19 protein-coding genes and 2 tRNA genes are annotated in these 21,843 nt (G+C 42.7%); 17 read left to right on the plus strand and 4 right to left on the minus strand.

The genetic code is table 11. The annotated features are described in order from the left end of the window. Positions 1–119 precede the first annotated feature (119 nt). Both B3Q63_RS11195 and rlmB read left to right on the plus strand, forming a co-directional pair. Positions 120–455, plus strand: a complete 336-nt coding sequence (locus B3Q63_RS11195) for a pyrimidine/purine nucleoside phosphorylase (protein WP_068407914.1) — start codon at positions 120–122, stop codon at positions 453–455. A 274-nt stretch (positions 456–729) separates the two neighbouring features. Beyond that, positions 730–1,500, plus strand: coding sequence for a 23S rRNA (guanosine(2251)-2'-O)-methyltransferase RlmB (gene rlmB / locus B3Q63_RS11200; RefSeq protein WP_296176720.1), 771 nt, complete (start codon positions 730–732; stop codon positions 1,498–1,500). Here the strand turns inward: rlmB and coaE are convergent. From coaE to pilB, 4 genes are all read right to left on the minus strand, one after another. Further along, positions 1,463–2,152, minus strand: a complete 690-nt coding sequence (coaE, locus tag B3Q63_RS11205; protein WP_201620042.1) for a dephospho-CoA kinase — start codon at positions 2,150–2,152, stop codon at positions 1,463–1,465. The two genes, rlmB and coaE, sit on opposite strands and share 38 nt — an antisense overlap. Before the next feature lie 140 nt (positions 2,153–2,292). Further along, positions 2,293–3,192, minus strand: a complete 900-nt coding sequence (locus B3Q63_RS11210) for a prepilin peptidase (RefSeq protein ID WP_296176724.1) — start codon at positions 3,190–3,192, stop codon at positions 2,293–2,295. A 25-nt stretch (positions 3,193–3,217) separates the two neighbouring features. Continuing rightward, the gene (locus tag B3Q63_RS11215; RefSeq protein WP_296176727.1) at positions 3,218–4,441 is read right to left on the minus strand and encodes a type II secretion system F family protein; all 1,224 of its coding nucleotides are present in this window, start codon (positions 4,439–4,441) and stop codon (positions 3,218–3,220) included. 228 nt (positions 4,442–4,669) lie between these two features. Next, positions 4,670–6,379: a type IV-A pilus assembly ATPase PilB gene (gene pilB / locus B3Q63_RS11220; RefSeq protein ID WP_296176729.1), complete on the minus strand. Its 1,710-nt coding sequence runs from the start codon at positions 6,377–6,379 to the stop codon at positions 4,670–4,672. Between the two features lie 516 nt (positions 6,380–6,895). On the opposite strand from pilB, the gene tpiA reads away from it, so the two are divergent. The 15 genes from tpiA (at position 6,896) to pnp (ending at position 21,832) form a co-directional block, all read left to right on the plus strand. Beyond that, complete coding sequence (gene tpiA / locus B3Q63_RS11225; protein ID WP_296176732.1) at positions 6,896–7,696, plus strand: triose-phosphate isomerase; 801 nt, start codon at positions 6,896–6,898, stop codon at positions 7,694–7,696. A 257-nt stretch (positions 7,697–7,953) separates the two neighbouring features. Further along, positions 7,954–8,262 (plus strand): preprotein translocase subunit SecG, encoded by a 309-nt coding sequence (secG, locus tag B3Q63_RS11230; RefSeq protein WP_025652589.1) that lies wholly within the window; start codon positions 7,954–7,956, stop codon positions 8,260–8,262. 250 nt (positions 8,263–8,512) lie between these two features. Next, positions 8,513–8,597 (plus strand) — tRNA-Leu (locus B3Q63_RS11235). A 134-nt stretch (positions 8,598–8,731) separates the two neighbouring features. Further along, positions 8,732–8,808: transfer RNA gene (locus B3Q63_RS11240), tRNA-Met, on the plus strand. 572 nt (positions 8,809–9,380) lie between these two features. After that, positions 9,381–9,881 carry a ribosome maturation factor RimP gene (gene rimP / locus B3Q63_RS11245; protein ID WP_201564284.1) on the plus strand — a complete coding sequence of 167 codons (501 nt, stop codon included), beginning with the start codon at positions 9,381–9,383 and terminating at the stop codon, positions 9,879–9,881. Between the two features lie 157 nt (positions 9,882–10,038). Continuing rightward, positions 10,039–11,523 (plus strand): transcription termination factor NusA, encoded by a 1,485-nt coding sequence (gene nusA, locus B3Q63_RS11250; protein ID WP_149490341.1) that lies wholly within the window; start codon positions 10,039–10,041, stop codon positions 11,521–11,523. A gap of 162 nt (positions 11,524–11,685) precedes the next feature. Further along, on the plus strand, positions 11,686–14,412 hold the full coding sequence (gene infB / locus B3Q63_RS11255) for a translation initiation factor IF-2 (RefSeq protein ID WP_201564286.1): 2,727 nt from the start codon (positions 11,686–11,688) through the stop codon (positions 14,410–14,412). Positions 14,413–14,662: 250 nt separating this feature from the next. Further along, a complete protein-coding gene (locus B3Q63_RS11260) occupies positions 14,663–15,067 on the plus strand; it encodes a ribosome-binding factor A (protein ID WP_201564288.1) in 405 nt (134 codons plus the stop codon). Positions 15,068–15,075: 8 nt separating this feature from the next. Beyond that, the gene (truB, locus tag B3Q63_RS11265) at positions 15,076–16,170 is read left to right on the plus strand and encodes a tRNA pseudouridine(55) synthase TruB (RefSeq protein WP_296176742.1); all 1,095 of its coding nucleotides are present in this window, start codon (positions 15,076–15,078) and stop codon (positions 16,168–16,170) included. Positions 16,171–16,502: 332 nt separating this feature from the next. Then, a complete protein-coding gene (locus B3Q63_RS11270; protein ID WP_296176744.1) occupies positions 16,503–17,027 on the plus strand; it encodes a type 1 glutamine amidotransferase domain-containing protein in 525 nt (174 codons plus the stop codon). Positions 17,028–17,147: 120 nt separating this feature from the next. Beyond that, positions 17,148–17,309 carry a hypothetical protein gene (locus B3Q63_RS11275; RefSeq protein WP_201564294.1) on the plus strand — a complete coding sequence of 54 codons (162 nt, stop codon included), beginning with the start codon at positions 17,148–17,150 and terminating at the stop codon, positions 17,307–17,309. 146 nt (positions 17,310–17,455) lie between these two features. After that, the gene (locus B3Q63_RS11280) at positions 17,456–18,106 is read left to right on the plus strand and encodes an IS1595 family transposase (RefSeq protein ID WP_068325289.1); all 651 of its coding nucleotides are present in this window, start codon (positions 17,456–17,458) and stop codon (positions 18,104–18,106) included. Positions 18,107–18,149: 43 nt separating this feature from the next. Continuing rightward, positions 18,150–18,323 (plus strand): hypothetical protein, encoded by a 174-nt coding sequence (locus tag B3Q63_RS11285; RefSeq protein ID WP_296176749.1) that lies wholly within the window; start codon positions 18,150–18,152, stop codon positions 18,321–18,323. Positions 18,324–18,688: 365 nt separating this feature from the next. Beyond that, positions 18,689–18,955 carry a 30S ribosomal protein S15 gene (gene rpsO, locus B3Q63_RS11290; protein ID WP_045443035.1) on the plus strand — a complete coding sequence of 89 codons (267 nt, stop codon included), beginning with the start codon at positions 18,689–18,691 and terminating at the stop codon, positions 18,953–18,955. Between the two features lie 774 nt (positions 18,956–19,729). Beyond that, positions 19,730–21,832 (plus strand): polyribonucleotide nucleotidyltransferase, encoded by a 2,103-nt coding sequence (gene pnp / locus B3Q63_RS11295; RefSeq protein WP_296176751.1) that lies wholly within the window; start codon positions 19,730–19,732, stop codon positions 21,830–21,832. Positions 21,833–21,843 lie beyond the last annotated feature (11 nt).

Consider the following 21,843-nt stretch of genomic DNA (forward strand, 5'->3'; position numbering starts at 1 on the left):
GTCGTTAAAAAGAGGTTGTTTAACTGTCATTTAGGCAGTGAATTAATCTCTAGTTTTTCAATTCGATTTTTCAATTTGGTTTTTTAGTTTGGCAATAATTATTTGATAAGGAAGCCACTATGACAGCGGCGCAATTTACCAATGTAACAGTCAATGCTCAAGCCACGATATCCTACGATGGTCGTTGCTCAAGCCATACCATTATGTTTGAGGACGGTCGCCATAAAACGTTAGGAGTTATTTTGCCTTGCGACAATTTGGTCGAACACTATCACTTTAGCACCAATACCTCTGAACGTATCGAAATCATCAGCGGTGAGTGTGAAGTCAAAATAAACGGTGAAGAAGAATTCAGCTACTACCGCGCAGGACAATCATTCGTGGTCGAAGGCAATAGTGGCTTTAACTTACGCACGGAAGAAATCGTGCAGTATATCTGTCATTTAGAAGGTTAATGCTATTTAAGCTTGCTTCTATTAAAAGATAAAGCTCTTAAAAATTCATACTATCAAAAGTCAATGCGGATAAGGGTGTTAAAAGACTACTTCTGACACCTAAAACGAAGCACTTAAAAAGAGATAAATCTTATAATAAGGTTTGTTTCTTTTTTTTTGACGATTTTTTAATAATAATATTTCGTTTAGCCGCTGATTAGTTGCTACAATTATCGTTATATTTTTCTTCTTTATCGCTGCGCGTGATACCCACTTTATAATCAATAGGCCTATTATGGCAAAACCTAGCTATTTCTATGGCATTCATGCAATTGATGCCTTACTCGAACACCGTCCGCTTGATGGACTCAGCTTATTTGTGCAGCAAGGACGTGAGACTGACAGCCACGTACAAGCGATTATGGCGCAAGCACGTGATAATGGCATTAGTATTCAACCGACGCAAAAAGACAAGCTTACGCAACTGTGCGGCAGCCCGCAGCACCAAGGCGTGGTGCTTAATGCGCGTCCGTTAGGGTTCGCTGACGAAGGCTTGCTCGATACCATTGCTGGACGTGAGCAGTGTTTATTATTGGTGCTCGATCAAATTACCGATGCGCATAACTTTGGTGCGTGTTTACGTACCGCAGTGGCCATGGGCGTTGATGCGGTCATTTGTCCAAAACACCATGCCGCAAGCTTGACGCCAACCGTTGCTAAAGTATCGGTAGGGGCAGCAGAGATGATGCCTATCATCAGTGTGACCAATTTGGCACGTACGCTAAGCAAAATTAAAAACGCTGGTGTATTTGTCTTTGGTACTGCCTTAAATGCAGAGGCTAAGCCAATACATGAGGCAGATTTGACGGGAAAAACCGCGATTATTATGGGATCAGAGGGCGAGGGCATGCGTCGCCTGACAACAGAGAGCTGCGATGAGCTGGTTTATATTCCGATGTCAGGCAACGAGCATGGTAACTTACAGAGTTTAAATGTGAGTGTTGCTACCGGTATGGCGCTCTATGAGATTAATCGGCAGCGAACTTTAGCTGCTGGGCAAGCGTAAGATAGTCTTGGTGTAAAGGCTCAAGCTGTACATATAATGCCGCAAGATCGCTCTCGTTGAGTACCACATCATCTGCATAACGATTACGCTCTTCGCGGCTTAGCTGATTGACCATAATGGCTTTAATCTTCTGCACGCTTTGCTCGTCACGCTGGCTGGCACGCGCAAGTTGGGTGTCCTCGGTGGCATCCATTACCAAAATACGGTGGCATAAATTGGCAAGCCCCGCTTCAGCACCTTCAATGAGCAGCGGCGCTGATAGCACCACGTACGGTGACGTGCTGGCTGCTAGTTGCAGTTTCGCCGCTTCACGTATCGCTGGATGGGTGATTGCTTCAAGCTCAATTAAGGCTTCAGGATGAGTAAAGACATGGGTGCGCACAGCAGCGCGATCCATTTCACCATCGGCCTTTAATACCCAATCACCAAATTTTCTCTTAATTTTGCGTAAAGTGGTACTACCTTTAGCGACAACTTGATGAGCAATCACATCCGCATCGATAATATCAATCCCTTGCTGGGCAAACCAGTCGCTTGCCGCCGACTTGCCGCTGCCGATACCACCGGTTAAACCGATGACCAATGTCTTACTTTTGGCTTGGTGAGGCTGTGGTTGAAAGGAATAAGACGAAGATGAGGCATAATTTGACATAATGATGACTTATTTAACCGATAAAAGAGGGATGACCGTAATACAGCAATAGCCTATTCTAGCAGGTTAAAGCCCCTGTTTTTAGAAATTGCGGGTCTACTTGCCATAGTATGGCGGGTCTACTTGCATAGTATAGATGGCTAAGTATACATCCCTAGGTACCAATTGACGATGTCTGAGCCGTATAGTAAAGCTATGATACCGGCAATCGCGATATAAGGACCAAAGGCAAAAGGACGACTTTCCCCTTGTTTTTTCATCAGAATAAGCCCAACGATTGAACCAAGCAGTGACGACAGTAAAATAATTAACGGCAACATCATAGGGCCAAGCCAAGCACCTAACACCGCCAATAATTTAAAGTCACCTTGTCCCATGCCATGTTTTTTAGTGATGAGATAAAAGACTTTGACCACAACCCACAAAGATAGAAACCCAAGCAATAGCCCCCAAATGGACTGAGTAGGGGATACAAACCAGCCTTGAGAGTTTACCGCCAAGCCTAATCCTGCTAATGGAAAAGTCAGGCGGTCAGGCAGTAGCTGGGTATCAAAGTCGATACCGGTCAATGCTACCAGCGTCCAGACCAAAATTAGGGCAGATAATCCAGCGGCGCTGACGCCAAACTGGTAAATGACCAAGATAGATAGTAGGGCGGACGCCAGCTCAACAATAGGATAACGCAGTCCAATAGGGGCTTTACAGTCTGAGCAGCGTCCACGTAATGCAAGCCAACTTATTAAAGGGATATTCTCATACCACTTTATTTTATGGGCGCAATGAGGACAGCGTGAAGCAGGTGTGCTTAATGTGATAGGGGTATCGGTGGCAACCATATCTGCTAGTGGCTGCGTATGTTCACGCGGCATGTCCGCTTGCTCAGCCATAAACTGGCTACACTCTTGTCGCCAAGCCGCTACCATCATTAGCGGTATACGATGAATGACGACATTTAGAAAACTGCCGACACAAAGACCGAGTAGGCCAAATACGACTAAAGCAAGAGTCATATTTTCTTGTAATAACTGAATAAATTGCATGAAGTCGTTGTCCTTGTAGTAGATTTTAGCCTACCACTGAGCCCATTTGGAAGATTGGTAAGTACATGGCAATCACTAAGCCGCCGACTAGTACGCCTAGCACTGCCATAATCATAGGTTCCATCAAGCTGGTCAACCCATCAACCGCATTATCGACTTCATTTTCGTAATAAACAGCCACTTTATCGAGCATCTCTTCTAAGCTACCTGACTCTTCACCGATACCGACCATTTGAATCGCCATACTTGGAAAGATATTGGTTGAGCGTATGGCAAACTGTAGTTGCTGACCTGTTGAGACATCGTTTTTGATTTGCTGAATGGCATTATAAAACACCACGTTATTTGCTGCTCCAGCGGTAGAGTCCAAGGCATCAATAAGTGGGACACCAGCGGCAAAGGTCGTCGATAGCGTACGGGCGAAACGGGCGATAACCGCTTGATAAGCAATATTGCCGAATATCGGCGCTTTTAACACTGCACGGTCTAAAAAATCACGGAATTTCTTAGACCGTTTTTTTGCTTCTGAAAAGCCAATAATAGCACCGCCAATAACCACGATTAAAATAAACCACCATGCCTGCATCCACTCAGACATCCCTACTACCATTTGAGTAAATGCAGGTAGTTCAGCACCAAAAGAGCTGAACAAATCAGCAAATACAGGAACTACTTTAACTAGTAGAATAATGGTGACGATAATGGCAACGACAACAACCGCAATCGGATATTTCATTGCTTTTTTAATTTTGGCTTTTAACAGCTCACTTTTTTCTTTATAGGTCGCAACGCGCTCTAACATGGTCTCAAGTGCACCTGATTGCTCACCAGAGTCGACAAGAGAACAAAACAGATCATCGAAGTAGCGTGGATGCTTGCGCAGTGCCGACGCAAAAGTACCACCTGCTTCAATATCAGCTTTGATTTGCAGAACCAAGTCTTTCATGCTTGGATTATCAAGTGAGTCGGCGACAATCTCAAAAGACTGGGTCAGTGGCACACCGGCTTTCATCATAGTGGCCAATTGACGGGCAAAAATGGCAATATCAATAGGTTTGATAGACTTTTTAAAGGTATAGAGCGGCTTTGGCTTTTTCTTGATGCCTTTAACCGTGATACCTTGTTTGCGCAAGGTGGCTTTCGCCAGCTCCAAGCTACGACTGGTGGTCTCGCCTTTTATTTTTTGTCCGCGCCGGTTTACCCCATCATAGACAAAGTCTAACAGCATGTCGGTTTTAGCTTTTGCCATGTTACTACCCTCAAAAATTGTCTAATAGAGATACTGCCAAGCTATAAAAAATTGCCAAACTATAAAAAGATACCTGATCCTCATTTTGGATGTGGCATACTTTGTTTTAGCATAAAAAGCCAGTATATATCTGTTTTATATTTAAGTACATCTGTTAGGTAATATTGCTGGTTTACAAAAATCCATGCTTAAAACTATCAATAGTGGCGTTTTTATGTTCGACGACAGTTATTCAGAGGTGACGCGCACCATTTCCTGAATACTGGTCACCCCTTGTAACACCTTTAAAACACCAGAGCGGCGTAAGTCTCTAAAGCCGTTTCTTAGCGCCGCATCTTTAATATCTATCGCGTTACCATCTTCCATAATAATACGGGAGATATCAGGGCTGACTTTCATCACTTCGTAAATACCAACACGCCCTTTATAACCTTCACGGCATTCGTTACAGCCGACAGGCTCATAAATAATATTGTCTGGATTGTCTAAATCAGCATCGGTAAAGCCCAGTTCAAGCAGGCTTTGACGCGGGATATTGATTGGTTTTTTACAGTTTTTACATAAGCGCCGTGCCAACCGCTGAGCAATGACCAAGTTTACTGACGTTGCGATATTAAATGAGGCAACACCCATATTACGTAAACGGGTTAAGGTTTCAGGTGCAGAGTTTGTATGCAGGGTCGACAGCACCATATGTCCTGTTTGTGCCGCTTTGATTGCAATTTCAGCGGTTTCAAGGTCACGAATCTCACCAACCATGACGATATCAGGATCTTGCCGTAAGAATGATTTAAGCGCATTGGCAAAGGTCAAACCCACCTTCGGGTTGACGTTGACCTGATTGATACCTTCAAGGTTAATCTCGACCGGATCTTCGGCAGTGGAAATATTGGTTTCGCCGGTATTTAAAATATTAATACCGGTGTAGAGCGAGACGGTTTTACCAGAGCCGGTAGGACCGGTGATAAGTAACATGCCTTGCGGCTTATGTAAGGCTTCTAAAAACATCTCTTTTTGATCGGGCTCATAACCTAATGCTTCAATACCAAGCATGGCTGATGAAGGATCCAAGATACGTAAAACCAGTTTTTCGCCAAATAAGGTAGGTAAGGAGTTTACCCGGAAGTCGATGGCTTTATCTTTAGAGATTTTAAGCTTAATACGGCCATCCTGCGGTATACGGCGCTCGGAGATGTCCATCTGCGACATCACTTTTAAGCGTGCCGCAATCTTACTCGCCAGTTGTACCGGCGGGCTGGCCATTTTTTGCATCACACCATCGACACGGAAGCGCACTCGAAATGTTTTCTCGTAGGGCTCAAAATGTAAGTCTGATGCGCCCATACGAATGGCGTCAACCAGCATTTTATTGACGAACTTTACAACCGGTGCTTCATCGACACCGTCACTAAGCTTGGTTTCACCTTCGTCTTCTTCGCTTTCATCAAATCCAATATTTAAATCATTATCAGAAAAGCTATCAAAATGCTGCATGGTATCGGCGTAAAGGTTTTCAATACGCTTTTTTAACTTATCTTCTTCAACGACGACGGTTTCAATAGATAGGCGTGAGTTAAAGGCAATAGCATCGATGGCATCAATACGTGTCGGGTCACTCAATGCCACAAACAAGCGCTGTCCGCGCTTAAAAAGCGGTAAGGCATTAAACTTGCGCACAATTTTTTCATCGACCAAGTCTTTTGGTATGACGTCTGAGCTGAGCGCATCGAGATCAAAAAGCGGGTCGCCAAACGCTTGTGACAACATCTGTGCCAACTGATAAGCATTGGCAAGCTTGTGGTCGACCAAATAAGGCACTAGCCCTATTTGCTGTTGTTGTGACTCCGTTTGCGCAGTTTTCATATGCGCTTCGCTCACAATACCTTCACTAATCAACTGCTGTGCTAAACCGCCGTATTTACTGGCTGTAATAGACATTAAGACCTCTCTTTGCTTGATATCAAATAGGCTGAATTTTTTAGACTGAATTTTACCGAAACCGCATTATCATAATGTTTATAGCGCATTCACTTTGAACTCGCACACAACTATTAGCATATATAGCGTATCGATTTTATTTTAAACCAACTATATATAGTTAATAACCAACGATCGACCATGACATATATAGTTATGTCTAATAAGTGAGTGCCAATCAGTTGTATCTAACTTGTGGCAATTACTTCTAGTCAATCATACAGATGATTGATTGTCTTGGTTTTATTTATTATAAATAGAATGATATCTAAATTTACTGCTGTCAAAAGACTTTATATAGGGTATGAGATTGTTAGTCTATAAGAAATAACCACTTAGAAAAAATATAATGTAAAAGTCGGCAAAACATCAGTTTCGATTCTGACCGCACTATACTATAGCACTTGGGAAATATTTGTTATACTTGCGCGCATATGAGCCATATTGGCAGCAATAGATAAGACAAGGTATATAAGTATGCAAGCTTGGGTAATTGGAAATTGGAAGCAGAATCCAGCAACGAGCCATGACGTCAAGGCGCTATTAGACGACTTATTAACTGCTGTTAGCACCAAAGAGCAATCTGATATCGCTGCCTGTCAATTAATGGTCGCACCAAGTTTTATTCATTTAACAGCTGTCAATGAGCGCCTAAAAGGCAGCTCGGTGTTGTGCGCCGCACAAGATATCAGCGCGCATAGTGCAAGCACAGGCGCTTATACAGGCGATTGTTCAGCGCAGCAAATTGCAGATGCTGGCGCAACATGGACGATATTGGGTCACTCTGAGCGCCGCCAGTACCATCAAGAATCGCATGACTGCTTATTGCAAAAAATAACTCATGCGCTCACGCAAAGTTTAGGCGTGATATTTTGTATTGGCGAAACCCAAGCGCAGTACGATGCAAAGCAAACACTGGCCGTCATTGATGCACAATTAGCCGTTATTAAGGACTTGCTTACTCAGCAACCCGAACTTATTGCAGGTTTACCAGCGCGTTTAATCATCGCGTACGAGCCAGTTTGGGCGATTGGCACTGGCAAAGTACCGACCGTGGCAGAGGTGAGTGCAACGCATCAGCATATTAAGCAAACGCTTGCGAGCTTTAATGCTGCATTAGACAACATGACTGTTTTATATGGTGGTAGTGTCAATGCCGACAATGCCGATAGCTTTGCCGCCGATAGCATGATTGATGGTGCATTAGTCGGCGGTGCATCATTAAAAGCAGAAAGCTTTTTAGCTATTGCCGAGGCCTTTAGCCGTGCTATGGCTTAATAAAATCAAATAAAACAGCCGTTTAATAAATACTGAATGGCTACTTTATTCAAAAAATGTCTTTAGCAGTTGGCAAAAGTGGCTTTAACAGTGCCCTTGCAATCGTGTACAATGCGCCTTATTTATATAATCGCTCTGTTTATACAACTGGTTTGGCAATATTAGATGTCAATTGTTAAACATCACTCATTTTTACTATTAATCCCTACGATTTATTTTTCGTTATCAGTCGTCATTACGCGGCAAAAGAGGCCACCATGTTTACGTTTATATTAGCCCTGCACATTATCGTGGCGATTGCCATGATTGGCTTGATTTTGATACAGCATGGTAAAGGGGCAGATGCTGGGGCTTCTTTTGGTGCTGGCTCATCGGGCACAGTATTTGGCGCCGCAGGGACTGCAAACTTTCTAACGCGTGCGACCGCCGTATTAACCGTGATATTTTTTATCACCAGTATGACGCTTGCCGTGCATGCGCGTAAACAGGCAGAAGACCAGTTCCGTTTAGATGCGCCAGTGTCAGCACCGCAAACGCCGCGCCCTTTGACGCAAAATCCTCAGTAGCTGTTTTTAATAGTTATTGATGGTTTATAGTCAGTATTTATTGGCTATCATTATTGACTGTTTATAAGTTAATAATAGCTGATTTTGAATAGAGTGGTTGTTAAGTGGCTTTTGCTGCAGGCAGTACTTGCTATTTTAAGAGGTTAGTTTTACAATGCTTCTCTGTTTTTAGCAGTCTTTAACTTTCGATGCCCTCCTTAAGCATCTGTTATAAAGGGTTAAAGGTGAAAAACAGCACAGTGAGAAAGATGCGATTGTGGTGGAATTGGTAGACACGCCATCTTGAGGGGGTGGTGGCGCAAGCTGTGGGGGTTCAAGTCCCCCCAATCGCACCAAGCTTTATTTGTACGATGTTTTACTTGAACGGTATAAGATTGGAATTATCGTCGACAATACTTAATTTAGTATTTATTTAAAATAAGTATTGACACTTCTATAAAACCTCCCTATAATACGCGTTCTAGATTGATGCGGGGTGGAGCAGTCTGGTAGCTCGTCGGGCTCATAACCCGAAGGTCGTTGGTTCAAATCCAGCCCCCGCTACCACTTTTTATACTGATGTTTTGTACACTAAATTTGTCAGTAACGATTAGCCCACCATTATGTTTGTGGGTTTTTTTGTATCTGATGGTCGGTGTTATCGCGATATCTATCCTACTTATGCTAAGCTCTATCTCTATAGAGTGCGATGCTATTCGTTACTAACCATCATCTGCCGCGACCGGCGCGATGCTTGGTAAGCATACTATCCTTTATTCCTCACGCTTTTATCGATAGTTCTGCTTTATAAATAATAAAGGCATTGTCTGGTTGAGCTTGATGTTTTTTATGCTCATCCCTATATAAAAGCACGAGTCATAAACGCCTAGCATATAAGGCCACGCATAATAGTGACGTGTTTACGTTTTAAGAATAGAATGATAATCATGGCTGAAGTAATATTCTTGTCTATATAAGACAATGCTTAACAAAGCTTTGATTGATAAAACTCTGATTAATAAGATTTTGATTAATAAAGCGCTGTTAATAAATTTTGAACTTATAAAAGTTCGATGCATAAAATTAAAAACACTTAACTCGCTACGCTCGAGAAGTGAATAGGAAAAGATAAATAGATTATGAAGCTTTCGACAAAAGTTACAGAACTGACCAATATTATTGCTCCTGCAGTTGCTGCTTGTGATGTGGCGCTATGGGGTATTGAATTTGCGCCTCAAGGCCGTCGCTCATTATTACGCATTTATATTGAGGCATTGCCAGAAGAGCAAGCGCAAGATAAACAAGTAACGATTGAGGACTGTGCAGCGGTCAATCATCAAGTGAGCGGTATTCTTGAGGTTCACGATCCGATTGCTGGTGAATATATTTTAGAAGTGTCGTCACCGGGTTTTGACCGTGCGTTCTTCTCAGATGAGCAAATGCATGCCTATGTGGGTCAAACAGTGAGCTTACGTTTGATACAAGCGATTGGCGAAGGCGATAAAAAACGCCGCAAAGCAACTGGTACTTTAGACAGTATCGATGCGACCACGTTAAAACTGACTGCTACCGATGGTGAGCAGTTTGAGATTGCGTTAAGCAATATTGATAAAGCCAACCTGATTTATGAAGATGCTTAGTCTTAAAGACTGGTTTTAAAACAGCTTTTCTTAAAATAGCCTCCTTATAAATTGGTATTTTAATCTCCAAGCAGCTTATGGCTGACGGTGAAAATATAGCGTCAACACACTAACGATAAAGTTTAAGTCAATTATAAAACGATAGGACAGGTATAGCATGAGTCGTGAAATCTTAACGGTAGTAGAAACTGTCAGTAATGAAAAGGGCTTAAATCCTGAAGATATCTTTGAAGCAATCGAAGATGCTTTGGTGGTATCCACTAAGAAAAAAGTATATACCGATCAGCCGGAAGTAGAAGTGCGGGTGTCAATTGACCGTGCAACCGGCGATTACGATACTTATCGTTACTGGACAGTGGTTGCAGATGAAGACCATGAGATGCCTGCGTGTCAGCTGGCGATTACGGATCTTGACCAAGATGAATGGTCAATTGGTGATATCAAAGAAGAGCAGATCGAATCGATTGAATTTGGTCGTATTGCTGCCACTCAAGCCAAACAAGTCATCATCCAAAAAATTCGTGAAGCGGAGCGCAATTTAGTAGCAGACGCGTTTGAGCCACGTGTTGGCGAGATGATGTATGGCGAAGTCAAAAAACAGACACGCGATGGTTATATCATTGATTTAGGTGATAACGCTGAAGGTTATTTATCACGTGATCAGATGCTGCCACGTGAGCAATTACGCGCAAAATCGCGCATCAATGCCATTTTATATCATGTTAACCGTGAAAATCGCGGTGCCCAGTTATTGTTATCACGTACCCATCCTGAAATGCTCTCAGCCTTAATGCAAAAAGAAGTGCCTGAGATTGCAGAACAAATTATTGAAATTCGTAACGTTGCTCGCTTGCCGGGTACGCGTGCTAAAATAGCCGTGAAGACCAACGATCATCGTATCGATCCCGTTGGTGCTTGTATCGGTATGCGTGGTACACGTATCCAAGCCGTACAGCAAGAGCTTGATGGCGAGCGTATTGATGTGGTGGTATGGTCAGATGATCCTGCCCAATTTATTATCAGCGCTTTAGAGCCAGCTGACGTTAGCAGTATCATCTTAGATGAAGACACTAAAACTGCCGATATTATCTTTAGCACCAATGATCAGTTGGCGCGCGCGATTGGCTCACAAGGTCAAAACGTTCGCCTAGCTTCTGAGCTAACAGGCTATAAGCTAAACATGATGCTAGAAGAAGAGTATCAGCAGCGTCAAGCAAACGAATCGAAAGCCTTTATTGAATTATTTTATGAGCGCTTAGAAGTCGATAAAGACTTAGCACAAGCGCTTGTCGATATCGGTTTTACCAGTATTGAAGAAGTCGCTTATGTACCTGTCGAAACTTTCTATGATATCGAAGGGTTAGACGACGAAGCGATTGACATGATTCAAGAGCGTGCGAAAGAAGTTGTCATCGCCGATGAATTGGTCAAACAACAGAACATGAAAGAGCCAAGTCAAGAACTACAAGATCTTGAAGGAATGACGGTCAGTTGGGCTTATAAAATGGCGCAAAAAGACATCATTACCGTGGATGACTTGGCAGAACAAGCCGTCTTCGATTTAGAAGATATCGAAGGTTTAGACTCTGAAACCGCAGGAAAACTCATCATGAAAGCTCGGGAATCTTGGTTCAATGAATAAGCGGTAACTGCATATCGCTGTCTTTTAGTGATATGCTATCGATAATAAGGGCTGGTGCGACGTAACATAGTCAAATTCAATACATACCAGCCTTAACCCAATCATTTGTAGCCAACAACTGAATTGAACATATAGCAAATAATAGACAGTAGGTGATAATAAATGGCAGATAAGACCGTCAAAGAACTGGCAGATATGGTAGGCAAAACCGCAAGTGCTGTACAACAGCAACTGGTAGACGCTGGACTGCCTGCTCGCGCAGAGGGTGACCTAGTCACCGAGCTTGAGCAAGAGAAGTTGGTGACGTATTTAAAGCAAAGTCATGGTCAGCAAGAGAAGCGTCGTATTAGTCTTAAATCTAAAACGACTAGCACCGCGCGCGTGACTGGCTCTTCAGGTAAATCTAAGAGCGTCAATGTGGAAGTGCGTAAAAAGAAAGTATTCGAAAAACCTGACCCAGAAAAAATGGCTGAAGAGTTGGCTGCTCGCGAGCAAGCAATGATTGAGGCACAAGAGCGTGCTACTAAAGACGCTGAAGAACGTGCGGCTACTAAGAAAAAAGCTGAAGAACGTCAAGCAGCGACCTTAGCAGCGATGCGTGCAAGCTTGGGCTCTAGCAAAAAGTCAGACGATAAGAATGACGATATCTCAACCTCAGTGGTTGTGAAAAAAGGTGGTAAAACGGCGGTAGAAGTTAAGCCAAAAGACCAACCGAAGAAAAAAGTTGCAGCGACGAAACCAAAAGTCGAAACGGCTGTTGAGCGTAAAGCTCGCGAAGCGCGTGAGAAAGAAGAAGCACGTCTACGTGAAATCGAAACCGAAACACGCCGCGCGCAAGCCGAAGAAGCGCAAAAGCGTACGCTTGAGCAAATGCGCAAAATGGCTGGTAAATATACCGATCAGCCTGCTACTGAAGTTCGTAAAGATGAGCCATTAGCTGAAGGTTTGGTCGGTGACGCTTTAGAAGAGTCATTTGAAAAAGAACGTCGTGAAATCAAACGCGGTACTAGTAGCACTAGTGCTCGTGGTCGTGGTCGTCGTAAAAATCAAGACGAGCGTGAAATTAAAAACCGCAAAAACGGTTTACGTTCAACGCAAGCCTCACAGCATAAGTTTGAAAAGCCACTCGATAAAATCATTTATGATGTCGAAATCAGTGAACACATTACTGTTTCTGATTTGGCGCAGCGTATGGCGGTTAAAGCTCGCGAAGTGACCAAATTACTCATGAAAATGGGTGAAATTGCTCGCGAAGAAGATACCATTGATCAAGCGACAGCCAGTCTGATCGTTGAAGAAATGGGTCACAACCCAGTACCGGTTAGTGATACGAAAGTTGAAGACGATCTACAAGATGCGGTTGATGAGCGCAGCAGTAACGTGCAAACGCGTCCACCAGTTGTTACTATTATGGGTCACGTTGACCATGGTAAAACTTCACTATTAGATAAAATCCGTGAAACTAAGGTTGCAACTGGCGAAGCCGGTGGTATTACCCAGCATATCGGTGCTTATCATGTGAAAACTGGTCGCGGTGTTATTACCTTCCTTGATACCCCGGGTCACGCAGCCTTTAGTGCCATGCGTTCACGCGGTGCCCAAGCGACGGATATCGTTGTAGTTGTGGTCGCTGCTGATGATGGCATGATGCCACAAACGGAAGAAGCGATTGATCATGCGCGCGCTGCTGGTACACCTATCATTGTTGCTATCAACAAGATGGATAAGCCAAGTGCCGATCCTGATCGCGTCCTTAATGAATTGACTGCTAAAGAAGTGGTTTCAGAAGAGTGGGGCGGCGATACTCCAATGGCTCGTATCTCAGCCAAAACAGGCGATGGTATTGATGAGCTATTAGAGCTTATTAGCCTGCAAGCTGAACTGATGGAGCTAGAAGCGCCATTAGATGGGGCAGCTCAAGGTGTGGTTATTGAGTCAAGACTTGAAAAAGGTCGCGGTCCAGTTGTTAGTGTCCTTGTCAAAAAAGGTACCTTGAAACAAGGCGACTTAGTATTAGCAGGCGAGCATTACGGTAAAGTTCGTGCGATGACCGATGAACATGGCAAGCGTATTCAATCAGCAGGTCCTTCTATTCCAGTAGAAATATTAGGATTGCCTGAAACGCCAGCCGCTGGTAGCGAATTCTTAGTCTTAACTGACGAGAAAAAAGCCCGTGAAGTGGCTGACTTTAGAACCAATCGTGAGCGTGAACGTCAGCTTGAGCGTCAGAACGCCATGCGTCTAGAGAGCATGTTCGATCAGATGGAACAAGGCGATGTGTCATTCTTGAATATCGTACTAAAAACTGATGTTCGTGGTTCGCTTGAAGCGTTACTTGCTGCATTAAATGAGCTATCAACTGATGAAGTTAAAGTCCGAGTTATTAGCTCAGGGGTTGGTCCAATCTCTGAGTCTGATGTGACATTAGCAGAATCTAGTGAAGCGGTATTGTTAGGTTTCAACGTCCGTGCAGATGCAACCGCACGCCGTAAAGCTGACGCTGCTAAAATGGATATCCGCTATTATAGTGTTATCTATGGCTTGATTGATGATGTTAAAGCAGCGATGAGCGGTATGCTTGCACCTGAACATCGTGAGAAAATCCTGGGTGTTGCAGACGTTCGTGAAGTGTTCCGCTCTAGTAAATTTGGTGCAGCTGCTGGTTGTATGGTGGTTGAAGGTACTATTTATCGCAACAAACCTATCCGTGTATTGCGTGATGACCAAGTTATCTTTACTGGTCAATTGCAATCATTACGTCGCTATAAAGAAGACGTCAATGAAGTACGTACCGGTATGGAATGTGGTCTGGCCGTTCGTGGTTATGACGTCGAAGCTGGCGATAAAATCGAAGTCTTTGAAATCCAAGAGTTCGAACGTACAATCTAAATTGGTTGCATGATAATAAAGTTATCCAATTGTTCTATGATTTAAATAATAGAGTCAATTGGATAGCTTGTTACTATTCAGCTGTACTTAGGCCTAACAGGTACACCCTGCTAGGCCTTTTTTATCAAAAACTGCGTCTTTTTATAAAAGTTTATTAGCCATAAAGACCTGTGTTTTTGAACGATAGTTTTTAATCAAAAATCGTATTTTAATCAATAAAAATAAGTCGTATGACCAACAGGGTAATAACATGAACCAACGTTTACAACGCTTAGCAGATCAGATTCAGCGTGAACTTGCTGTCCTTATCCGTGATGCCGTCAATGACCCGCGTTTGACGGGTTTTGTCACTATCTCTAGTGTTAAAGTCAGCCCAGACTTGGGCTACGCTGATATTTATGTCACCATCATGGAGCCTGAGCTCAACGATGCCATGACTAAATCTAACCATGAAGACAGTATTAAAGTCCTTAACAAAGCTGCTGGCTTTTTGCGTACTGAGCTCAGCCACAGTCTAAAAACTCGCACCACGCCGCGCCTACGTTTTCATTATGATGAAGTCACTGCTCGTGGTAACTATATGATGGATTTGATTAGTAAAGCCGTCATTAAAACTGAGCAAAATGAATCTGATGAGCAAGAAATACAAGAGTAAGAGCCATTATGTCGATAGCTGCTACCAAGACCAATAAGATGCCTGATAAGATAAAAGTCAATGGCGTGATTTTAGTGGATAAACCTCAAGGTATGACCTCACAGCAAGTGGTGTCAAAGGTAAAGTACCTGTTTAAGTCGCCCAATCATGACAGTAAAAAAGCCGGTCATACGGGGACGCTTGATCCGATGGCAACCGGTTTATTACCTATTTGCCTAGGTGAAGCCACTAAGTTTAGTCACTACCAACTTGATGCCGATAAATCTTATCAAGCAACCATTCTATTGGGTAGCCAGACAGATACGGGTGATGCCGATGGGCAGGTTGTCGCTCAAGAAGTCATTCCATCATTTGATGCAGCGAGGTTAGAAGAGGTTGCGCAGCAGTTTTTGGGTGCTCAGCAGCAGATTCCACCGATGTATTCGGCGTTAAAAAAAGATGGCAAAAAGCTATATGAGTACGCGCGCGCGGGTATTGAGATTGATCGCCCGTCACGAGATATTGTCATTAAAGCAATCGACTTAACAGAGATAGACGCTAAGCAACTCCAGTTAACGGTGACTTGTTCTAAGGGTACATACGTACGCGTATTAGCAGAAGATATTGCTAAAGTGCTAGGCACCTTAGGACATCTAACCGCTCTACGACGTGTCCAAGTCGGCGACTTTCATATTGACGCGGCGATTGCTTTGGCGGATTTAGAATCGTTGGCTTTGGATGGACGTCAGGCGCATTTATTGCCCGTAGATGCCTGCATCAATCTTGAGGCTGAGCTTGCATTGACCGCTGAACAGTGCGCCCGTGTACAAATGGGTCAGCGCCTAAATGTTATCGAGCAGCTAACCGACGATTTACGAAACTATATTTCAGCTACCGTCGAGCAACAGCATAGCCATGATGAGAATAGCGTTGCTCAACAAAATGGCGATGATGTTAAAGGTGATGATCGTCAAGGTGGTGATAGTCAAGGTGATAGTGAGGCTTTGTTGCCTTATGAAATACCGGTAGATATCCGTCTAGTAAATGAGCAAGGGCAGTTTATTGGCCTAGGCGCGGTAAGTTTAAACGGTCGACTACAACCTAAAAAGCTGATTCAGTTATGATGTAGCTTTTCAAAGCAGCTTAACTGAAACTAGGTAAAGCTTACTAAGAGTTTACACTAATCACATATCGTCACATTTAATTGCAGGTTTCACCTATAGTGAAACCTGCTTTTTTTGTACCTTAGTTAAGTCAGCTAAGGAAAGCACGACAAGGATATAAAAATAATAGGATTCTTATAATAATTAAAATCATTATTTATTGAAATATAATTATAAAAAGCTGTCTCTATAAAAATAAAAAGACATTAACTAATATAAATTTTAGATTTTAAATTAAAGATAACAATAAAAATCCATTTATAAAATTAACGAATTAAAGTATAAGGATTATTATGAAAACCATTGCCTTTTTATTACACAATAACTTCGAACAAGCAGAATACGAAGAGGTAAATAACCAGCTAAAAGAAAAAGGCTATAAAACCCTTTTAATTACTACCAATAAAGATAAACAAGTCCAAGCGATGCAGCAGGATGTTAATAAAGGCGCTACCTTTAGCGCTGATATATTTGCTAAAGACGCCGAAGTTGCTGATTATGATGCGTTAGTGCTGCCAGGTGGGACGGTCAATGCCGATACTATACGCGGCAATAAACAAGCACATACTATTATCAATGCCATCAACGAGGCTGGTAAGCCCTTAGCGGTAATCTGTCATGCACCTTGGGCGCTGATTAATACTGGCATAGCTAAAGGTAAAACGCTGACCGCCTATCAGACATTACAGCTAGATTTAGAAAACGCTGGCGCAACTTTCGTAGATAAAAGCGTGCAAGTAGACGGTAATCTGATTACTTCACGTAATCCAGACGATATCACAGACTTCGTTGCCGCTATTGATAAGGCATTGTCTTAGTCACGAGATTTAGCAGCTAGCAGTCAGTGAAGTAGCAAGTCATTGCGTCACAGTAAATGCTGCAAATATAAATATAAATTAATTTCTATCATCAATGACAATCATAAAAAGGAAGCTATTATGTCAAACTCTAACCCAAACGATACCAAATTTGAGCAACAACGTTCTGAATCAGCAAAAGCGGCATTAAAAGGTCAAACTGAAGATAATCATACCGAAGATTCAGAAGCCGCTGCCGAGCGTATTGCCGATAATTTAAAAGATGCTAAAGAAGAAAAATAGTTAATTTGCTAATGCTTTAGCGTTAGCAAAGGGCTATTACTTTAGTAGCTATATTAGTAACCGTAAATATTAATAACCGTAAATGCTTAGTAAATACAAAGAATAAGGGGCTGTCCTAGATAAGTAAAATAATCTAGGATAGTCATATGAGAAAGAGTAGATTAAGTTGGTACAAACAAACTAAGCTTATCGAACTATTTGTTGCCGGTTCTACCGCAAGAACAGCAGCAAGCTTAGTGGGTGTTAATAAAACAACAGCCAGCTATTACTTTCACAGGCTAAGACTATTGATTTATGAAAATAGTCAGGAGCCAGGCCTTCTAGAAGGCGAAATAGAAGTTGATGAGAGCTACTTTGGCGGCAGACGCAAAGGCAAACGTGGTCGCGGTGCTGGTAACAAAGTTCCTGTTTTTGGACTGCTTAAGCGCAATGGTAGCGTCTATGCTTGTATCATCCCTAATGCCAGAGCTGATACCTTAATCCCTATTATAAGAGAGAAAGTAAAGCCTGATAGTATCGTTTACACAGACTCCTTTAGAAGTTACAACGCACTTGATGTCAGTGAGTTTACCCATTACCGCATTAACCATTCAAAAGAGTTTGTACAAGACAGTAATCATATTAACGGAATAGAGAACTTTTGGAGTCAAGCAAAGCGTCATATGCGTAAATATAATGGCATCCCAAAAGAGCATTTCCATCTGTTTTTAAAGGAATGTGAGTGGCGTTTTAACTACAGTGATCCGAAACGTCAATTACGTCAGCTAAAACAATGGGTTAAAAAGGAACTGAACTAGTTATCTAGGACAGCCCCAAGAATAATTATAATTAGGAGTTACTATGACTGATTCAGAAAAACATTTAGATGCACAAGAGCGGAAAATTAAAGAGCAGGCGGAAGATATCAATCCTAGTGAGAGTACTAGTCCTGATAGCCTAGCAGAAGCAACGACAGCGCCGCTTGATGACGATGCCCTTGGTGGTACTGCCACGCAAGATGACGTTAAAAAGTAAGCTATTATAAGTTCATAGCTATCACTGCTAGCCTCTGCATCTTTAAAAGTTAAACTGTAAATCTCCTATAAAAAACTGCTGCTAGTTCAGCAGTTTTTTGTTATAATCGCTGTCATATTTAAATATCGTTTTAGATAGAGCTTATCTTTGCTTGGACGCAATTCTAAGTTAACGGATGTTTTATCTTATTTTAAGCCGTATTTAAATAAACGTTATCATTGATAAGTTTGTCGTACACTAGGTCAACTCTAGTAATGCAGGGTTGTCCTGAATGACGGTCAAACTATTTTATTTATTATTCTATTGCACCTTGATGCTTAAATGTTAAGTACATCTTGGCGCTTATAGCATTGCCGGAGAGATTTATGCTAACTAATACCGATCGCGAACAAATCATTGCTCAGTACCAACGTGGCGAAAACGACACAGGCTCACCAGAAGTTCAAGTAGCTTTGTTAAGTGCGCGTATTAATGATTTACAAAACCATTTTAAAGCACACAAAGCTGACCATCATAGCCGTCGCGGTCTTATCCGTATGGTTAACACGCGTCGTAAACTACTTGACTACCTAAAAGGTAAAGATCTTGGTCGCTATACCACCCTTATTAGCCAATTAGGTCTACGTCGTTAATTTGGCGACAATAGTACGAGTGGTCGCTAATATAGAATATGCCAGAATGTGGCAGGATTTTAGATTTTTTGCCAAACCATTTGGAACTTGCTTGTTGAACTCGATAAAATAGATTTTTTCTAAAGACGGTGTGGAATAGTTTCACGCCGTTTTTTTATGCTTATTAGGATGGTGCATTGGCTTGCGCGCTGGGCTTAAATACTAAAAGCGTATGCCATACGATGATTACAGCGTAAAAATGATTTATGAGCAGCTATTGAGTGCTCATTATGAGTAAACAGACGGTTTTGTATTTCATTGGTCAATGGTTATAAATCACTGTAAAATAATGCCTTGTGCATTTTAGAGACATACTGGCGCGCGCAAATATTTGTATAACTTACCATTAGCTGATGACTGTTTAGACGGCATGGAAGACACTGTAAGTATTTTACTAAAGATAGGCAGCAAACAGTGCCGTATCGGATGCTAAGGTATTTTGATTTGGTAACCCCTTTAATTGTAAGTATAAAAAACCAGAATTAAACAAGACCAGATTGGCACAAGACCGAATGTAAACAAGCAACATATCAGAAGTACGTGCTCTATTTTAAATAAATTGCAGATGCAGCAGATATATAGATGATGAAACCCGCGCTAATTGACGCAGTTTTTAACTGAATCACTGCCAGTTAGTAGCTAAATTAGCGGCTACATCCAAAGAATTTTAAATGACAGATATCAGCTTGTTATAGCGCTGATATCACTTTCGTCAGTCAATATTAGGAAAATTATATGACAATGTTTAATACCATTAAGCGTGAATTCCAATACGGCGACCAGCAGGTCGTTATCGAAACGGGCCGTATCGCTCGTCAAGCAAACTCTATTTTAGTCCACATGGGCGGCGTATCTGTACTAGTAGCAGCCGTGGTAAAGTCTGATGCTAAAGAAGGTCAAAACTTCTTTCCATTGACCGTCAACTATCAAGAAAAAATGTATGCAGCCGGTAAAATCCCTGGTGCTTATGGCAAACGTGAAGGCCGTGCCAGCGAAGCTGAAACGCTAACCTCGCGCCTGATTGACCGTCCGATTCGTCCATTGTTCCCTGAAGGCTATGTGAACGAGATTCAAATCACGGCAACGGTTGTTTCATCAGACAAGAGCCAGTCTGCAGATATTGCTGCACTAATCGGTGCTTCAGCAGCACTCGCTATCTCTGATGCGCCCTTTAATGGCCCTGTGGCTGCTGCCCGTGTTGGCTTTATCAATGGCGAATACGTTCTTAACCCAACGCTTGAGCAGCTTAAAGAGAGCGACCTTGATTTAGTGGTAGCTGGTACTAAATCTGCCGTTTTGATGGTTGAGTCAGAAGCGAAAGAGTTGTCTGAAGACCAAATGCTAGGCGCGGTTTTATACGGTCATCAGCAACAACAAATTGTTATCGATAACATTGCGTCAATGGCCGCAGAAATTGGTACTGCTAAGCAAGAGTATACTGTACCTGTTCGCGACCAAGCGTTAGAGACCAGCATGAAAGCGCAGTTTGGTGAGCAAGTGGCTGACGCTTATACCATCACCGATAAGCAGGAACGCTACACCAAGCTTGATGAAATCAAACAAGCCATTATCGATGCATTGGCGGGCGATACGGAAGCAGAAACTTATAATGATACTGTTTCTGAGCTAAAAGAGATTTACAATGACCTAAAATACCGCACTGTTCGTGATAATATCTTGTCAGGTAAGCCACGTATTGATGGTCGTGATCTTGAAACCGTTCGTGCCCTTGATGTACAAGTAGGCGTATTGCCATTTACCCATGGTTCAGCGCTATTTACCCGCGGTGAAACACAAGCATTAGTGACCACCACGCTTGGTAACACGCGCGACGTAAACATGATTGATTCATTAGCTGGTACGATTCGTGACCATTTCATGTTGCATTATAACTTCCCACATTTCTCAGTCGGTGAAACCGGTCGTGAAGGCATTCCAAAACGTCGTGAAATCGGTCATGGTCGCCTAGCGCGCCGCGGTGTTGAAGCGATGCTTCCAGATAGCGAACGCTTCCCGTATGTGATTCGTGTGGTATCAGAAATCACTGAATCAAACGGTTCATCTTCAATGGCTTCGGTTTGCGGCGCAAGCTTGGCATTGATGGACGCTGGCGTACCATTAAAAGCACCGGTTGCTGGTATCGCGATGGGTCTGGTTAAAGAAGGCGAGCGCTTTGCGGTATTGTCTGACATCCTAGGTGATGAAGATCATCTTGGCGATATGGACTTTAAAGTGGCGGGTTCAAAAGACGGTATCACAGCACTACAGATGGATATCAAAATCGAAGGTATTACCGCCGATATCATGGAGCAAGCGCTTAAGCAAGCCCATGCTGGCCGTATCCATATCTTAGATGCGATGAACAAAGTATTGCCTGCAAGCCGTACTGAAATCAACGCCCATGCACCTAACTATGCCGTTATCGAAATCAACCCAGACAAAATCCGTGATGTCATCGGTAAAGGCGGCGCAACGATTCGTCAGCTAACCGAAGAAACTGGCGCGGTTATCGATATCGATGACGCTGGTACGATTCGTATCTTTGGTGAAAACAAAGCAGCAACCAAAGCGGCTATCGGTAAAATCGAAGCAATCACCGCAGAAGTTGAAGTTGGTAAAACTTATGAAGGTACAGTTGCTCGTATCGTCGACTTCGGCGCATTCGTTAACGTACTGCCAAACACTGACGGCCTCGTGCATATCTCGCAAATCGCAGACGAGCGCGTAGAAAACGTATCTGACTATCTAAAAGAAGGTCAAACCGTTAAAGTATTGGTACAAGACGTTGATAACCGTGGTCGTATCAAACTGACCATGAAAGGTATCGAGCAAAGCTAATCCTCGATATT

Origin of the sequence: Psychrobacter sp. UBA2769, from assembly GCF_002352555.1 — a bacterium.
Lineage (GTDB): Bacteria > Pseudomonadota > Gammaproteobacteria > Pseudomonadales > Moraxellaceae > Psychrobacter > Psychrobacter maritimus.

Excerpts from the sequence above, each read along its gene's own strand:
- B3Q63_RS11215 (WP_296176727.1), bottom strand. The coding sequence starts at position 4,441 with ATGGCAAAAGCTAAAACCGACATGCTGTTAGACTTTGTCTATGATGGG.
- truB (WP_296176742.1), top strand. The coding sequence starts at position 15,076 with ATGTCGATAGCTGCTACCAAGACCAATAAGATGCCTGATAAGATAAAA.
- coaE (WP_201620042.1), bottom strand. The coding sequence starts at position 2,152 with ATGTCAAATTATGCCTCATCTTCGTCTTATTCCTTTCAACCACAGCCT.
- tpiA (WP_296176732.1), top strand. The coding sequence starts at position 6,896 with ATGCAAGCTTGGGTAATTGGAAATTGGAAGCAGAATCCAGCAACGAGC.
- rimP (WP_201564284.1), top strand. The coding sequence starts at position 9,381 with ATGAAGCTTTCGACAAAAGTTACAGAACTGACCAATATTATTGCTCCT.
- B3Q63_RS11270 (WP_296176744.1), top strand. The coding sequence starts at position 16,503 with ATGAAAACCATTGCCTTTTTATTACACAATAACTTCGAACAAGCAGAA.
- B3Q63_RS11210 (WP_296176724.1), bottom strand. The coding sequence starts at position 3,192 with ATGCAATTTATTCAGTTATTACAAGAAAATATGACTCTTGCTTTAGTC.
- rlmB (WP_296176720.1), top strand. The coding sequence starts at position 730 with ATGGCAAAACCTAGCTATTTCTATGGCATTCATGCAATTGATGCCTTA.
- rpsO (WP_045443035.1), top strand. The coding sequence starts at position 18,689 with ATGCTAACTAATACCGATCGCGAACAAATCATTGCTCAGTACCAACGT.
- secG (WP_025652589.1), top strand. The coding sequence starts at position 7,954 with ATGTTTACGTTTATATTAGCCCTGCACATTATCGTGGCGATTGCCATG.
- infB (WP_201564286.1), top strand. The coding sequence starts at position 11,686 with ATGGCAGATAAGACCGTCAAAGAACTGGCAGATATGGTAGGCAAAACC.
- nusA (WP_149490341.1), top strand. The coding sequence starts at position 10,039 with ATGAGTCGTGAAATCTTAACGGTAGTAGAAACTGTCAGTAATGAAAAG.
- B3Q63_RS11280 (WP_068325289.1), top strand. The coding sequence starts at position 17,456 with ATGAGAAAGAGTAGATTAAGTTGGTACAAACAAACTAAGCTTATCGAA.
- pilB (WP_296176729.1), bottom strand. The coding sequence starts at position 6,379 with ATGTCTATTACAGCCAGTAAATACGGCGGTTTAGCACAGCAGTTGATT.
- pnp (WP_296176751.1), top strand. The coding sequence starts at position 19,730 with ATGACAATGTTTAATACCATTAAGCGTGAATTCCAATACGGCGACCAG.
- B3Q63_RS11275 (WP_201564294.1), top strand. The coding sequence starts at position 17,148 with ATGTCAAACTCTAACCCAAACGATACCAAATTTGAGCAACAACGTTCT.
- B3Q63_RS11285 (WP_296176749.1), top strand. The coding sequence starts at position 18,150 with ATGACTGATTCAGAAAAACATTTAGATGCACAAGAGCGGAAAATTAAA.
- B3Q63_RS11195 (WP_068407914.1), top strand. The coding sequence starts at position 120 with ATGACAGCGGCGCAATTTACCAATGTAACAGTCAATGCTCAAGCCACG.
- B3Q63_RS11260 (WP_201564288.1), top strand. The coding sequence starts at position 14,663 with ATGAACCAACGTTTACAACGCTTAGCAGATCAGATTCAGCGTGAACTT.